The 13,268-nt window shown below is 71.2% G+C and carries 11 protein-coding genes; 8 read left to right on the top strand and 3 right to left on the bottom strand.

From position 1 onward, the window contains the following. Window positions 1–171 precede the first annotated feature (171 nt). The 6 genes from TU31_RS15605 (at window position 172) to TU31_RS15580 (ending at window position 7,737) form a co-directional block, all read left to right on the top strand. Window positions 172–978, top strand: a complete 807-nt coding sequence (locus tag TU31_RS15605; RefSeq protein WP_042154724.1) for a hypothetical protein — start codon at window positions 172–174, stop codon at window positions 976–978. 298 nt (window positions 979–1,276) lie between these two features. After that, the gene (locus tag TU31_RS15600) at window positions 1,277–2,122 is read left to right on the top strand and encodes a DegV family protein (protein WP_042154722.1); all 846 of its coding nucleotides are present in this window, start codon (window positions 1,277–1,279) and stop codon (window positions 2,120–2,122) included. Window positions 2,123–2,837: 715 nt separating this feature from the next. Beyond that, on the top strand, window positions 2,838–3,497 hold the full coding sequence (locus tag TU31_RS15595) for a ComEA family DNA-binding protein (RefSeq protein WP_306304259.1): 660 nt from the start codon (window positions 2,838–2,840) through the stop codon (window positions 3,495–3,497). After that, the gene (locus TU31_RS15590) at window positions 3,494–6,310 is read left to right on the top strand and encodes a ComEC/Rec2 family competence protein (RefSeq protein ID WP_245698556.1); all 2,817 of its coding nucleotides are present in this window, start codon (window positions 3,494–3,496) and stop codon (window positions 6,308–6,310) included. Before TU31_RS15595 ends, TU31_RS15590 begins: the two co-directional genes overlap by 4 nt. A gap of 132 nt (window positions 6,311–6,442) precedes the next feature. Next, complete coding sequence (locus TU31_RS15585) at window positions 6,443–6,928, top strand: RrF2 family transcriptional regulator (protein ID WP_042154720.1); 486 nt, start codon at window positions 6,443–6,445, stop codon at window positions 6,926–6,928. Further along, a complete protein-coding gene (locus TU31_RS15580; RefSeq protein ID WP_042154718.1) occupies window positions 6,928–7,737 on the top strand; it encodes an arylamine N-acetyltransferase family protein in 810 nt (269 codons plus the stop codon). The genes TU31_RS15585 and TU31_RS15580 overlap by 1 nt, the downstream gene beginning before the upstream one ends. 39 nt (window positions 7,738–7,776) lie before the next feature. Here the strand turns inward: TU31_RS15580 and TU31_RS15575 are convergent, their stop codons facing one another. Continuing rightward, window positions 7,777–8,052, bottom strand: coding sequence for a hypothetical protein (locus tag TU31_RS15575; RefSeq protein ID WP_245698555.1), 276 nt, complete (start codon window positions 8,050–8,052; stop codon window positions 7,777–7,779). Between the two features lie 98 nt (window positions 8,053–8,150). Here TU31_RS15575 and holA point away from each other — a divergent pair, with 98 nt between their 5' ends. Beyond that, window positions 8,151–9,134, top strand: a complete 984-nt coding sequence (gene holA / locus TU31_RS15570) for a DNA polymerase III subunit delta (RefSeq protein ID WP_042154713.1) — start codon at window positions 8,151–8,153, stop codon at window positions 9,132–9,134. A gap of 209 nt (window positions 9,135–9,343) precedes the next feature. Here the strand turns inward: holA and TU31_RS15565 are convergent, their stop codons facing one another. Continuing rightward, on the bottom strand, window positions 9,344–10,222 hold the full coding sequence (locus tag TU31_RS15565; protein WP_042154711.1) for a hypothetical protein: 879 nt from the start codon (window positions 10,220–10,222) through the stop codon (window positions 9,344–9,346). Between the two features lie 622 nt (window positions 10,223–10,844). Continuing rightward, complete coding sequence (gene rpsT, locus TU31_RS15560) at window positions 10,845–11,111, bottom strand: 30S ribosomal protein S20 (RefSeq protein ID WP_030249540.1); 267 nt, start codon at window positions 11,109–11,111, stop codon at window positions 10,845–10,847. Between the two features lie 238 nt (window positions 11,112–11,349). Here rpsT and lepA point away from each other — a divergent pair, with 238 nt between their 5' ends. Further along, window positions 11,350–13,224 carry a translation elongation factor 4 gene (gene lepA / locus TU31_RS15555; RefSeq protein WP_078885798.1) on the top strand — a complete coding sequence of 625 codons (1,875 nt, stop codon included), beginning with the start codon at window positions 11,350–11,352 and terminating at the stop codon, window positions 13,222–13,224. Window positions 13,225–13,268 lie beyond the last annotated feature (44 nt).

Here is a 13,268-nt window from a genome sequence, read left to right as displayed (position 1 = left end):
CGCGGGACCGCTTCGCTCCGCCCTGCCGGTGCTCCGTGAGCGCCATGGGTGGTTTCCCCTACGGGCAGGTTGGGGGTTCTTCCGGAACCCGCGACCTGCCCGATCCGTTTACCGTGGAGGTACAGGGCGCGGGCCGGAATCCGGCGCCGCCGACACGTCTGGGGAGAGCCCATGGAAGCCGCCGTCGCCATCGTCGGACTGCTCTTCGTGCTGTTCGTTCTGGCCGGGGTCTTCGTGACGGTCAAGGCGGTCAAGGCAGCCAAGCGCGGAGTGGACCGCACGGTCGCCCACGCCCGCAGAACCGTCGAGGACACCACCCTCCGGGCCCGCCAGCTCGCCCAGCCCGGCGTGGTCGGCGAACTGGCGCAGCTGCGGCTCTCGCTGCGCACCTCCATGCGCGCCACCCAGGAGGTGCTGTACGGGGGCTCGCCGGACGACGCCTCCCTCAGCGAGGCGATCGGGCTCTTCGAGCGTCTCAGCGCCCATGGCCATGAGCTGGACGACGAACTCAAGCGGCTGGAACGCGAGCCCGACCGGGCCACCATCGGCGTCCGCCTCCCGGACCTCCGGGAGCGCCTGGAGCGGATCACGCACTCCGCGGAGTCGCTGCGCTGGGCCGCGCGCGACCGCGCCCGCAAGTTCGCGGACGACGATCTGGCCTCGCTCAGCGACCAGATCGATGTGGAGTCCGGGGCGCTGCGGCACTGGACCCGGGTCGAGGACGCCATGGATCCGCTGCGGGACCCCGTAGCGGGCCGTCCGGAGAGCGCGGGACCGGGAGCGACGAAGAGCCCCGGGCAAGGGCAGCCGACGGACGGGCCCGCACGGACCGGTGCCACCCCCGGCCCGTCGGACGCCGCCGCCCGCTCCTGGGGCCCGACCCCCGAGGACCCGCCGGCGATCACCGCACGGGACCCCCGCACCCAGCCGTCCTACCCGTGGCAGAAGGCCCCGCGGACGGAGGACACGACCACATGAGGACGTAGCGGCAGGAGGAGGGGCGAGGGGGTGGGGGCGGGGCGGGGCCCCGGGGGGAGAGGAAGACGACGGTGAAGGGGCCGGCGGCTCCGGCCTCACCGAGCCTCACCTGGCTTCTGTTCCTGGTGGCCGTCGAGGATGCGGGGCATGCCGGGGGTGTTGACGCGGTCTTCCCCGGGAACCAGGGCCTCGGCGGGGCCTTTCGGTGGGCTCTTGGCAGAGCCTTGGGTAAACCTGGAGGATCTTGGGGAGGGGCCCGCACTGTGCGGCGTCCGGATCCCCGGATAACCTCCCTGTCATGTCCCGCCATGTCGCGATCGTCACCGATTCCACGGCCTACTTGCCGCGGGCGGCTATCGAGCGTCACCGCATCACGGCCGTGCCACTGACCGTCGTCCTGGGGGACCAGGCCCTGGAAGAGGGCACCGAAATCTCCGCGAGATCCCTCGCCCAGGCGCTTCAGAAGCGCCGGTCCGTGACGACTTCCCGGCCCGGCCCCGCGACGTTCGCGGAGACCTATCGCAAGGTCGCGGCGACCGGCGCGAGCGGCATCGTCTCGCTCCACCTCTCCTCGGAATTCTCCGGCACCTACGACGCCGCGGTGCAGGCGGCCAAGGAAGCTCCGGTGCCCGTACGTGTCGTGGACACCGGGATGGTCGCGATGGCCCTCGGGTTCTGCGCCCTCGCGGCCGCGGAGACGGCGGAGGCCGGCGGGGACGCGGACGATGCGGTCGCCGCCGCGGAGAAGCGCGCAGCGGGGACCTCCGCCTACTTCTACGTCGACACCCTCGACTATCTGCGCCGCGGCGGCCGGATCGGCGCGGCCCAGGCGCTGCTCGGCTCCGCGCTCGCCGTCAAACCGCTCCTGCAACTGGCCGACGGACGGATCGAGCTGCTGGAGAAGGTCCGTACGGCGTCCAAGGCCATCGCGCGGCTGGAGGAGATCGCCGCGGAGCGGGCGGGCGAGGGCCAGGTCGATATCGCGGTCCACCATCTTGCCGCGGCGGAGCGTGCGGAGGCCCTGGCCCAGCGGCTCCGGGAGCGGGTTACGGGGCTCAATGAGCTGCATGTGAGCGAGGTGGGCGCGGTGATCGGCGCGCATACGGGCCCCGGGCTGTTGGGGGTTGTGGTTTCGCCGCGGTGAGAGGGGCGGCGGGGTGCCCTGTGGGTGATGGAGTTATCCACAACTGGGGTGCCATCCACCGGAATTGAGGCTGCTCAGCGAGATCTGCGCGGGGTGCTTAGCGTCGGTCGGTATGAACTTGTCTCGATCTGTGTCATGGGGGCTTCCGGTCTCGTCGGGGGGCTTGGGGCTGGGGGCGGCTTCGGCTTCGGTTTCCGCTTCGGGCTCGGGGGCGGTGCCGTCGGAGGGGCCGGAGTCGGTGCCGACGACGGAGCCGGAGTCGGTGGGGGTGTCGGAGGCGTTATCGGGGGCGGCGGGGCGTTTGGCTCCTTCGGTTCCCTCGGCTCCTCTTGGCTCTTCGGCTTCTTTGCCCCCTTCGGCCTCTTCGGCCTCTTCCGTCCCATCCGTTCCCGCCGGCTCTTCGGGGGCGTCGGCTCCCTCCGCCTCCTCGCCGGCTTCACCTGCGCAGGATTTCTCGGACCCGCCGGATGGGATGGCGGCTCCATCCGGCGGGGCGGAGCGGCGGGAGTGGGAGCGCGAGAGGGTGCGGGCCCGGGTTGCGGCGATCTTCGGTGACGCAGGGAGCGCTGCCGAGGCCGGCCCGCCGCCTCCTGGGCATGATCCTCCACGCGCACGCCGGGGGGAGCGGGCGTGGTCTGCCGTACGCGAACGGCTCCCGCTTTGGGTGCAGTTGCGGTGTGGCACCGACCCGAAAGCGCTCACTGCCCTGGTCCTGGTGCTCGTGGTGGCTGTGGGGTTCGCCGTGCAGCACTTCTGGGTGGGGCACCCCGAGCCGGTACGGGCCCCGGCGGTGGAACGGGCCGGAGGGGCGCCCGGCCCCGACGCGCGAACGCCGTCGCTGCCGTCAGCGTCATCGTCCGCCACCGCGGTGGCGAACGGCCCGCCGGGCAATGCGGGGCGTCAGCTGGTCGTCGATGTCACGGGCAAGGTCCGGCATCCCGGAATTCAGCGGATGCCACCGGGGTCGCGGGTGGTGGACGCCTTACGGGCCGCGGGTGGCGTGCTGCGCGGGACGAACATCCGCGGGCTCAACCGGGCGCGGCTGCTGACCGACGGGGAACAGATCGTGGTCGGGGCAGCCGGTGGCGGGGCTGGGCCCGGGGGTGGTGCCGGTGCCGGTTCCGCTGAAGTGGGGGCCGGCGGGTCGGGGAGTGGGCCGCCGAGTGCCGGGGCCGGCCCGGGCGGTCCGGTCAGTCTCAGCACGGCGACCGAGCAGCAGCTCGACTCCCTCCCGGGCGTGGGCCCTGTCCTGGCCCGTCACATCGTCGAATTCCGCACCCAGCACGGTGGGTTCACCTCGGTGGACCAGCTTCGTCAGGTGACCGGTATCGGAGACCGCCGCTTCGCCGATCTGCGCCCCCTGGTGGTGCCATGACCAGTCCTCGCGCCACCGTGCACGCCACGGCAGCCTCGCCGCACGGTGCCTCGGACCCACGTCAGGAGGGCCCAGCCGATCTGCGGCTTGTCGCGCCTGCACTGGCGGCCTGGGCGGCCGCGGCGATCGGTCTGGGCGCCCCCGGCGGGGGAGTGGCGGTGGCCTGTGGCGTGGCCGTGGTGCTGGCGGTCTTCGCCTTACGGGTGGCTGTGGTGCGGTGCAGGGCCGAGCGTGAATCAGGGGTGGAGGAGCAGCCCGGTGTTGCTCCTCTGACCGACACCGGCCGGCGTGGAGCGGAGTCGCCCCGGCGCCGCTCACCCCGCGTCCGGTCGGTCGGCGCCTTGGTGGCCCTGGCTGCCGTGTTGCTGTGCGCCGCGGCGGGGGCTGCGTCCGCCGCGCTGCATGCCTCGGACCTGCGGCGCGGGCCGCTCCCGGCCCTCGCGGAGCAGTATGCGCGGGCCGCGGTGGAGCTGGAGGTGACGGGCGATCCACGGCTGACCCGCCCCAAGGTGCGCGGATCCCAACGCACGCCCCCGGTCTTGGTCTTCACGGCCGATGCCGTCCGCGTCACGGCGCCGAATGGCGAGGTCACCGCGGTCCGTACGCCCGCCTTGGTGGTCGTGCAGCAGCCGGGAGGAGGGAGCGGCGGTCATCGGGGCATCGCGTCGGAGTGGCGGGAGTTGTTGCCGTCGACTCGGATCCGGGTGATGGCGCGTGTTGCGCCGCCGTTGTTGTCCGGCGATCAGGTGGCCGCCGTGCTGCGGGTTACGGCCGATGAGCCGCCGGTCAAAGCGGGTGCGCCGGACGCGCTACAGCGGTTGGCGGGGAGTCTCCGTGCGGGGCTGCGTGCGGCCACCGACGGGTTGCGGGCCGATGCCCGGGCGTTATTGCCGGGGCTGGTGGTGGGGGACACCTCGCGGGTGCCGCCGGATCTGGATGACGCGTTCCGGGCCACCGACCTGACGCATCTGCTCGCCGTGTCCGGCAGCAATCTGACGATTGTGCTCGCGCTGCTGATCGGCCCGCCGCATCTTGCGACGCGCGCCGAGCGCCGTGGGCTGGCGCCGCGTCTGGGGTTGTCGCTGCGCGGTACGGCGGTCATCGGCGGCGCGCTCGCCCTCGTCTTCGTTGTGGTGTGCCGCCCGGACCCGAGCGTGCTGCGGGCCGCCGCCTGCGGTCTGATCACGTTGCTGGCGATCGGGACCGGCCGTCGTCGTACGCTGCTCCCCGCGCTCGCCGCCGCGGTCCTGCTGCTGGTGCTCTACGACCCCTGGCTCGCCCGCAGTTACGGCTTTCTGCTTTCTGTCCTGGCGACCGGCGCTCTGCTGCTGCTCGCGCCGCGTTGGAGCGCCGCACTGCAACGGCGCCGGGTGCCGCCCCGTCTTGCCGAGGTGCTCGCCGCCGCGGCCGCCGCCCAGGCGGTCTGCGCGCCCGTCGTCGCCGTGCTGGCGGCCCGGGTGGGTCTGGTCGCTGTGCCCTGCAATCTGCTGGCCGAACTGGCCGTGGGCCCCGCGACGGTTCTGGGCTTCGCGGCCCTGGCCGTCGCTCCGATAGTGCCGCCGGCCGCCCAGGCGCTGGCGTGGTGCGCGGGCTGGCCCGCCGAATGGATCGCCGGTGTCGCCCGTACGGGAGCGGCGCTGCCGGGGGCGGAGTTCGCCTGGCCGGGCGGCTGGGTCGGTGGGTTGGCGCTGGCGGCCGCCATGGTGGTCCTGGTGCCGCTCGGCCGCCGGGTGCTGCGCCGCCGATGGCTCTGCGTGCTCTGCGCGTTGGCGGTGATCCTGGCGGTGTGGCGCCCCGCACCGTTCACCCGGGTCCTCACCGGCTGGCCGCCACCGGGTTGGCGAGCCGTGGTCTGCGATGTCGGGCAGGGCGACGGCCTGGTGCTGGCAGCCGGCGACGGTACGGCGCTGGTGGTGGACACCGGTCCCGAGCCCCACCTCATCGACCGCTGCCTGACCGACCTGGGCGTCCGCCGCATCCCCCTGCTCGTTCTGACGCATTTCCACGCCGACCATGTGGACGGGCTCCCGGGCGCGCTCCGCGGGCGCTCGGTCGGCGCGATCGAGACCACAACCCTGCAAGAGCCTCCGGGACAGGCGCAGTTCGTGCGCAGTACGGCCGCCGAGGCCCGGGTGCCGATCGTCCGTGCCACACCGGGTGAGCGCCGCCGCCTGGGCCCGCTGACCTGGGAGGTCCTCTGGCCACCCGCCCCGCTCACCCTTCCTGGTCCCGCCGCCGCCCCCGCCAACCCCACCGTCTTCGACGGCCCCAACGACGCCAGCGTCACTCTGCTCGTCCGTACGGGAGGGCTGACCATTCTGCTGCTCGGCGACCTCGAACCACCCGCGCAGCAAGGGATGTTGGCGGCGCACCCCCAGCTTGGCGCTGTCGATGTCCTGAAGGTGGCACACCATGGCTCCGCCTATCAGGACCCTCCGTTGATGCAGCGGCTGGCGCCGCGCCTGGCGCTGATCTCCTGTGGTGCCGACAACCCGTACGGCCATCCGGCGCCCCGCACCATTGCGGCACTCCGCGCGCAGGGCGCCCGGGTGCTGCGTACGGACACCGACGGAGCCATCGCGATCCTCGGCACCACGGCCGGGCTGTCCGCCACGGTCACCGGCCACCGGGTCACGATGCGCCTGGCCGGCGGCCCGAGAGTCCGGGGCCGTACGCACCCGGGTGTGGGTCGGGCCGGCGTCCATCGGGCAGGCAGGCGTCGTTCAAGGGGCCGCCGCCTCCGTCCCACGACCCAACGCCACCTGATACGCAACCTCAGCCGCCCACGGAGCCGCCCCCAAGAGGCCGTCTGAGGTCGGCCCCGCGCCGCCCCCGCCGCTGCCCGCCCGGCGATCGTCACAGCGACCGCAGCGACCGCAGCGACCGCAGCGACAGCCGGAGAAATGGAGTGAGGACTCAGAACCAGGATCAGTAGACTCCAGATTATGAGGATGAGTGAAGGCGTCGAGTGGGGCCTGCACTGTTGTGTGACGCTGGCCTGGCTCGAAGGGGACGGGCCCGTGTCCACCGCTCGGCTGGCGGCTTCCTTCGAGTTGCCCGCGGCCTACCTGAACAAGCGGCTTCAGGCGCTGGTGCGGGCCGGGATTCTGAGTTCCACGCCCGGCGCGCGGGGTGGGCTCCAGTTGGCACGGTCGCCGGAGCGGATCACCCTCATGGACGTCGTTGCGGCGATCGAGGGCGCCGACGATGTCTTCCGGTGTACCGAAATCCGTCGGCGCGGGGCCGGCGCGGCGGCGTCCGGCGGGGAGCTCGGCCGGCCCTGTGGCATCGCCACCGCGATGCGCAGGGCCGAGCTGGCCTGGCGGCGTGAGCTGGCCGCACAGACCCTTGCCGACGTGATGGCCGGTACGCCCGCCTCGGCGGCGGAACGGACCCGCCGCTGGTTCGCTGCGGAGAGGACGCACACCTGATGGACACCGCTGCCACCGACGCCTACCTGGAACGGATCGGCGCCGACCGTCCCGCTTCCCCCGATGCCGACGCGCTGCGGGCACTGCACCTCAGACATCTGCGCACCGTCCCCTTCGAGAACCTCTCCATCCACCTCGGCGAGGAGATCGTGCTCGCGGAGCAGCCGGTGCTCGACAAGATCGTCGGTGCCCGGCGGGGCGGCTTCTGTTATGAGCTCAACGGTGCGTTCGCCATGCTGCTGGCCGCGCTGGGGTATGAGGTCGAGCTGTTGGCCGCGCGTGTGTTCGGCGCCGAGGGGAAGGTCGGGATCCCGTACGACCACCTTGCGCTGCGGGTCCAGACGCCCGACGGGCCGTGGCTCGCGGACGTCGGCTTCGGCCGGCACAGCCACTTTCCGCTGCGCTGGGACAGCCGTGCCGAGCAGACCGATCCCGGCGGTGTGTTCCGGATCGAGGAGACGGCGGACGGCGATCTCGATGTGGTGCGGGACGGCTCGCCGCAGTACCGCATCGAGCAACGTCCGCGCGCGTACACGGACTTCGAGGTCGGCTGCTGGTGGAACCGGACCTCGCCCGCGTCACACTTCACCCGGTCCCTGGTGTGCTCACGGCTGACGGAGACCGGTCGGATCACGCTCTCCGGCCGTACGCTCGTGACCACCGCGGTGGACGGCGCCCGCGAGGAGCGCCTGGTTGCCGCTGACGAGATCCTCGCCGCCTACCGGGAGCACTTCGGGATCGTGCTGGACCGGGAGCCCGTGGTGGGCGAGGTGCCGCCGCCTGGGACCGGAGCCCAGGGGCGCTCGTAGCGGCCCGTCGCCCGGCCGTCGGGAGGGCGCGGCCTGTCGTTACTCGGCCTCGCGCCAGCCCTCGTACTCCGCCGCGAGGTCGTGCAGCCGCGCTGGGTCGTGAGCGGCCTCCGGGTCCTCGACGACCACCAGCCACTGGGCGTCCTCGGCGTCGTCCTCACCGGCCAGGGCGTCCCGTACGAGCTGAGGCTCCTCGGCGACACCGAAACGTTCGGTCAGGGCTTCGGCGACCTCCTCGGCCGCGTCGCGGTCGGGCAGCACCAATACATGGCGCACAGGTCGTACATCGGGGTGGCGGGGGGCTGCGTCATTCACCCGGCCATTGTCCGACAGGGGGAGGGCGGCCCGGTCCGGCAGGGGGGCGGAGTGCGTCCGGGCCGGGTTGTCAGTGGCACGTGGGATGCTGGACAGCGATGGCCAGGAAGACAGCTCACGATGACCCGCTTGCCCCCGTCACGATCGGGGTGGGCCAGGAAGACCTGCTGCTGGACCGCGCGGTGCAGCAGGTGGTGGCGGCCGCCCGGGCGGCCGATGCGGACACCGATGTGCGCGACCTCACCCCCGATCAGCTACAGCCCGGCACCCTCGCCGAGCTGACCAGCCCTTCGCTCTTCGCCGAGCGCAAGGTCGTGGTGGTGCGGGCTGCCCAGGACCTTTCCGCGGACACCATCAAGGACGTCAAGGCGTATCTCGGCTCGCCCGCCGAGGAGATCACGCTGGTGCTGCTGCATGCCGGCGGCGCCAAGGGGAAGGGCCTGCTGGACGCCGCCCGTAAGGCCGGGGCGCGGGAAGTGGCCTGCCCCAAGATGACCAAGCCGGCCGACCGGCTGGCCTTCGTGCGGAGCGAGTTCCGTGCGACGGGGCGTTCGGCGACGCCGGAGGCCTGCCAGGCGCTGGTGGACGCGATCGGCAGCGATCTGCGTGAGCTGGCATCGGCCTGTTCGCAGCTGGCCGCCGACGTCGAGGGCACGATCGACGACGCCGTTGTCGCGCGCTACTACACCGGCCGCGCCGAGGCTTCGAGCTTCACCGTCGCGGACCGCGCCGTCGAGGGCCGGGCCGCCGAGGCGCTGGAGGCACTGCGCTGGGCGATCGCCACCGGCGTCGCCCCCGTCATGATCACCAGCGCGCTGGCCCAGGGCGTCCGCGCCATCGGCAAGCTCGCCTCCGCCCCTCGCGGCGCCCGCCCCGGCGACCTCGCCCGCGACCTGGGTATGCCGCCCTGGAAGATCGACCGGGTCCGGCAGCAGATGCGCGGCTGGTCGGCGGACGGTGTGGCCACGGCGCTCCGTGCGGTGGCGGCGGCCGACGCCGGAGTGAAGGGCGGCGGCGACGATCCCGAGTACGCGCTGGAGAAGGCCGTCGTGACGATCGCCCGGGCGGCCCGGTCGCGGTGAGGTGATGGCGGCCGGGTGCCGGGGGCGATGCGACGGCGGCCGGGTGCAGCGAGCTGCCCACCGAGCCCGCGATCACCTCACCGAGTCCTGCGCCCCCTACCGGGACAGCGAACCCTTACGGGACGGTGAGCTGCCCACCAGACCGCAAGCCCCCCACCGAGCCGCGCCCTCCTCACCGGACCGCGCCCCCTCACCGAGCCCCAAGCCCCTCACCGGGACCGCGAGTTCTGGAGCCGTTTGAGGGTTTCCGTGGCGCTGGTCTTCAGCATCGTTGCGACCTCGTCGGCGGTCGGCTGCTTGGTGGAGCTGCTGCTTGACGTGTAGTTCGACCATGTCGACTGGTAGGTCATCCAGCCGTCCCGGACGCCGAGGATCACATACGAGCTGGAGCTTGTGCTGCCGTCGTCCTTCCGGGTCACCAGAAAGGCCTCCTCGCCGAGGCCCGGTACGGCCTCGACCCGGTAGCCGGTGGAGGCGTCCTGCTTCTCGTACGAGCGGTAGCTGTCGGCGAATTCGGGCGCGGGGTCGGCCTTCTTGTGCAGGGTGGCTGTGTTGGAGAGCCAGATAGAGGAGTAGTCGGAGCTACCGGCGTTCTTCTTTTCCAGCGAGGTGTTGCACCACATGATGTCCAGCGAGGCCTGTTGTGCGCCGCTGTGCTGAGGGTTGGCGTCCTTCGAGGCGGTGCCGGTGCTCGCCTTGGCCTTGAGGCCGGCGTTCTCGAACGGGGTCATCAAGGTGTCCGCACACAGATCACCGGTGTAGCCGTAGCCCGCGAGATCGGGGCTGGGCTCGGAGGAGAAACCGCCGGTCGCGAACAACAGCGAGCCCCAGACCGCGGAGGTGGCGACGGCCCCGCCGATCGCCCAGAGCCAGCCGGACATACCGCGGCCCGTGTTCGGAGGACCGGGCGCCCCTAGGGGCGTGCCTGCTGCCGGATAGCCGTATCCGCCGGCCGGCCCCTGTGGTGGGGGCTGCTGTACGTAGGGATTCTGCTGTGCGGGCACCGGATTCTGCGGTGCCGGGCCCTGGCCGTAGGGATGGGGCTGCGGCCGGCCGTAAGGATTGTTCTGATCCCCCGATATGGACATGGGCGCAGCGTAGCGGACCCCGCCGAAAGCGAACCCGGCTCGGCGCCGTGAATTCCCTCGACGTCGGGCAAGCCCGATCTGCCGGGTGGAAGCGACCCTCCGCCAAGAAATCTCGACGCCCGCAACAAGGGCCCCTGGACATATTCCCCGTAACAAATACCACTCGCTCAGGAGAAGCCCGGCAGCAGATGCCCCTGCAAAAGCCCCAGCACCCACCACATCCACAACAAATCCCACAGCGAGTTTCGCAATAAAACTGGAAGGGACCGAAAGGCACTCCAAGGAAACCTCTCACGCCCGCGAACGGCCTCCCGGCAAACGATCAACAAAAGCCCGGCGGTGCAGTGCCCCCACGACAAAAGGCCCCGCCTCATCCCTGGGGAAGGGGGAGGCGGGGCCTTCGTATCAAGCTGTTGCGGCTTCGTCGGCGGTGGTGACCGCCGGGTCAGCCGGGTGCGCCGCACCCGCGTGGCGAACGCAGGCCGTGTGCGGCGCGGTGGTGCACCGGCCAGGGAGCGGAGAGAGGGGCCGCTGGGTCCCTGTCGGCAGGGTTACTGCTCTGGTATTGCGGTGGGTCGAAGATCAGGGCTGAACAGGCCGAAGATCTTCTTCCGGAGGAAGGTCAGCCCTTGAGGGACGCGACCTTCTTCGCCAGCGCCGACTTCTTGTTGGCGGCGGCGTTCTTGTGGATGACACCCTTGCTGACGGCCTTGTCGAGCTTCTTGGCAGCCTCGGCCTGGGCGGTGGTGGCCTTCTGAAGGTCACCGGCCTCCACGGCCTCGCGGGTGCGACGGATCGCGGTCTTCAGAGTGGACTTGACAGCCTTGTTGCGCTGACGAGCCTTCTCGTTCGTCTTGATCCGCTTCATCTGGGACTTGATGTTCGCCACGAAAGAGCCTTTTCAGGTTCGTTGGAGTTTCGAGTTGCGCCTCGTACGAGAGAGGGCACGAAGCGCAGTGGACCAGGCTACCAGCAGGCTCTACAGCGGCCCAAACCGGACCGCACCCACCGCCTGACCGCCGCCCCACCACCGCCCAAACCGGACCGAGCCCCTCGCTCATGGGACGATGGGGGGAGACGTCATATACCCGAGTCCCGCCTACCCGCGTTCACTGAATGGACCCTGCGTGCCCGCGACCCCTACGAACGTGCCGGAGCCGAGCCGTACCGATCCGGCCCTCCTCCGTAACTTCTGCATCATCGCGCACATCGATCACGGCAAGTCGACGCTCGCCGACCGGATGCTTCAGATCACCGGTGTCGTCGACCAGCGGCAGATGCGCGCGCAGTACCTCGACCGCATGGACATCGAGCGCGAGCGTGGCATCACGATCAAGTCCCAGGCGGTCCGGCTGCCCTGGGACCCGTCCGAGGGTGAAGAAGGACGTGGCACGACCCACATCCTGAACATGATCGACACCCCGGGCCACGTCGACTTCACCTACGAGGTCTCCCGGTCGCTCGCCGCGTGCGAGGGCTGCATCCTTCTCGTCGACGCCGCCCAGGGCATCGAGGCCCAGACCCTCGCCAACCTGTACCTGGCGATGGAGCACGAGCTCACGATCATCCCCGTCCTCAACAAGATCGACCTGCCGGCCGCGCAGCCCGAGAAGTTCGCCGCCGAGCTGGCCAACCTGGTCGGCTGCGAGCCGGAGGACGTGCTGCGGGTCTCCGCCAAGACCGGCGTCGGCGTGGCCGAGCTGCTGGACAAGGTCGTCCGCGAGGTGCCGCCTCCGGTCGGCGTCAAGGACGCCCCCGCCCGCGCGATGATCTTCGACTCGGTCTACGACGCCTACCGCGGTGTCGTGACCTATGTGAAGGTCGTCGACGGCACGCTCAGCAAGCGCGAGCGCATCCGGATGATGTCGACCGGCGCGGCGCACGAGCTGCTGGAGATCGGTACGAACTCCCCGGAGATGAAGGCCGCCGACGGGCTGTCCGTCGGTGAGGTCGGCTATCTGATCACCGGTGTGAAGGACGTCCGGCAGTCCAAGGTGGGTGACACGATCACCCAGCTCAGCAAGGGTGCCGAGGAGCCGCTGGGCGGCTACAAGGACCCCAAGCCGATGGTCTTCTCGGGGCTGTATCCGCTGGACGGCTCCGACTACCCCGAGCTGCGCGACGCGCTCGACAAGCTCCAGCTCAACGACGCCGCGCTGGTCTACGAACCGGAGACCTCCGCGGCCCTGGGCTTCGGCTTCCGCGTCGGCTTCCTGGGCCTGCTGCACCTGGAGGTCATCCGGGAGCGGCTGGAGCGCGAGTTCGGCCTCGATCTGATCGCCACCGCGCCGAACGTGGTCTACCGCGTGGACATGGAGGACGGCGCCGAGCACGAGGTCACCAACCCGAGCGAGTTCCCGACGGGCAAGATCGACAAGGTGCACGAGCCGGTCGTCCGGGCCACGATCCTGGCGCCCAGCGAGTTCATCGGCGCGATCATGGAGCTGTGCCAGAACCGCCGCGGCAACCTCCTCGGCATGGACTACCTCTCCGAGGACCGCGTCGAGATCCGCTACACGCTGCCGCTCGCCGAGGTCGTCTTCGACTTCTTCGACCAGCTCAAGTCCAAGACCCGGGGCTACGCCTCGCTGGACTACGAGCCCACCGGCGAGCAGGTCGCCGACCTGGTCAAGGTCGACATCCTGCTGCACGGGGACAAGGTCGACGCCTTCTCCGCGATCTGCCACAAGGACAAGGCGTACGCGTACGGCGTGCGGCTGGTCGCCAAGCTGCGGGAGCTGATCCCGCGGCAGAGCTTCGAGGTGCCGATCCAGGCCGCCATCGGCAGCCGGGTCATCGCCCGTGAGACGGTCCGCGCCATTCGCAAGGACGTCCTCGCCAAGTGCTACGGCGGTGACATCTCCCGTAAGCGGAAGCTGCTGGAGAAGCAGAAGGAAGGCAAGAAGCGGATGAAGATGGTCGGCAGCGTGGAGGTCCCGCAGGAGGCCTTCATCGCGGTGCTGTCCTCGGACTCCGACGGTGACGCGAAGGCGAAGAAGTAGCGCGTAGCCGGTGACGGCCGCCGCTGGGCGGCGACGGCAGGGCG

This window comes from Streptomyces lydicamycinicus (genome assembly GCF_000829715.2).
GTDB lineage: Bacteria > Actinomycetota > Actinomycetes > Streptomycetales > Streptomycetaceae > Streptomyces > Streptomyces lydicamycinicus.
This window is presented reverse-complemented; position numbering and strand designations above follow the sequence as displayed.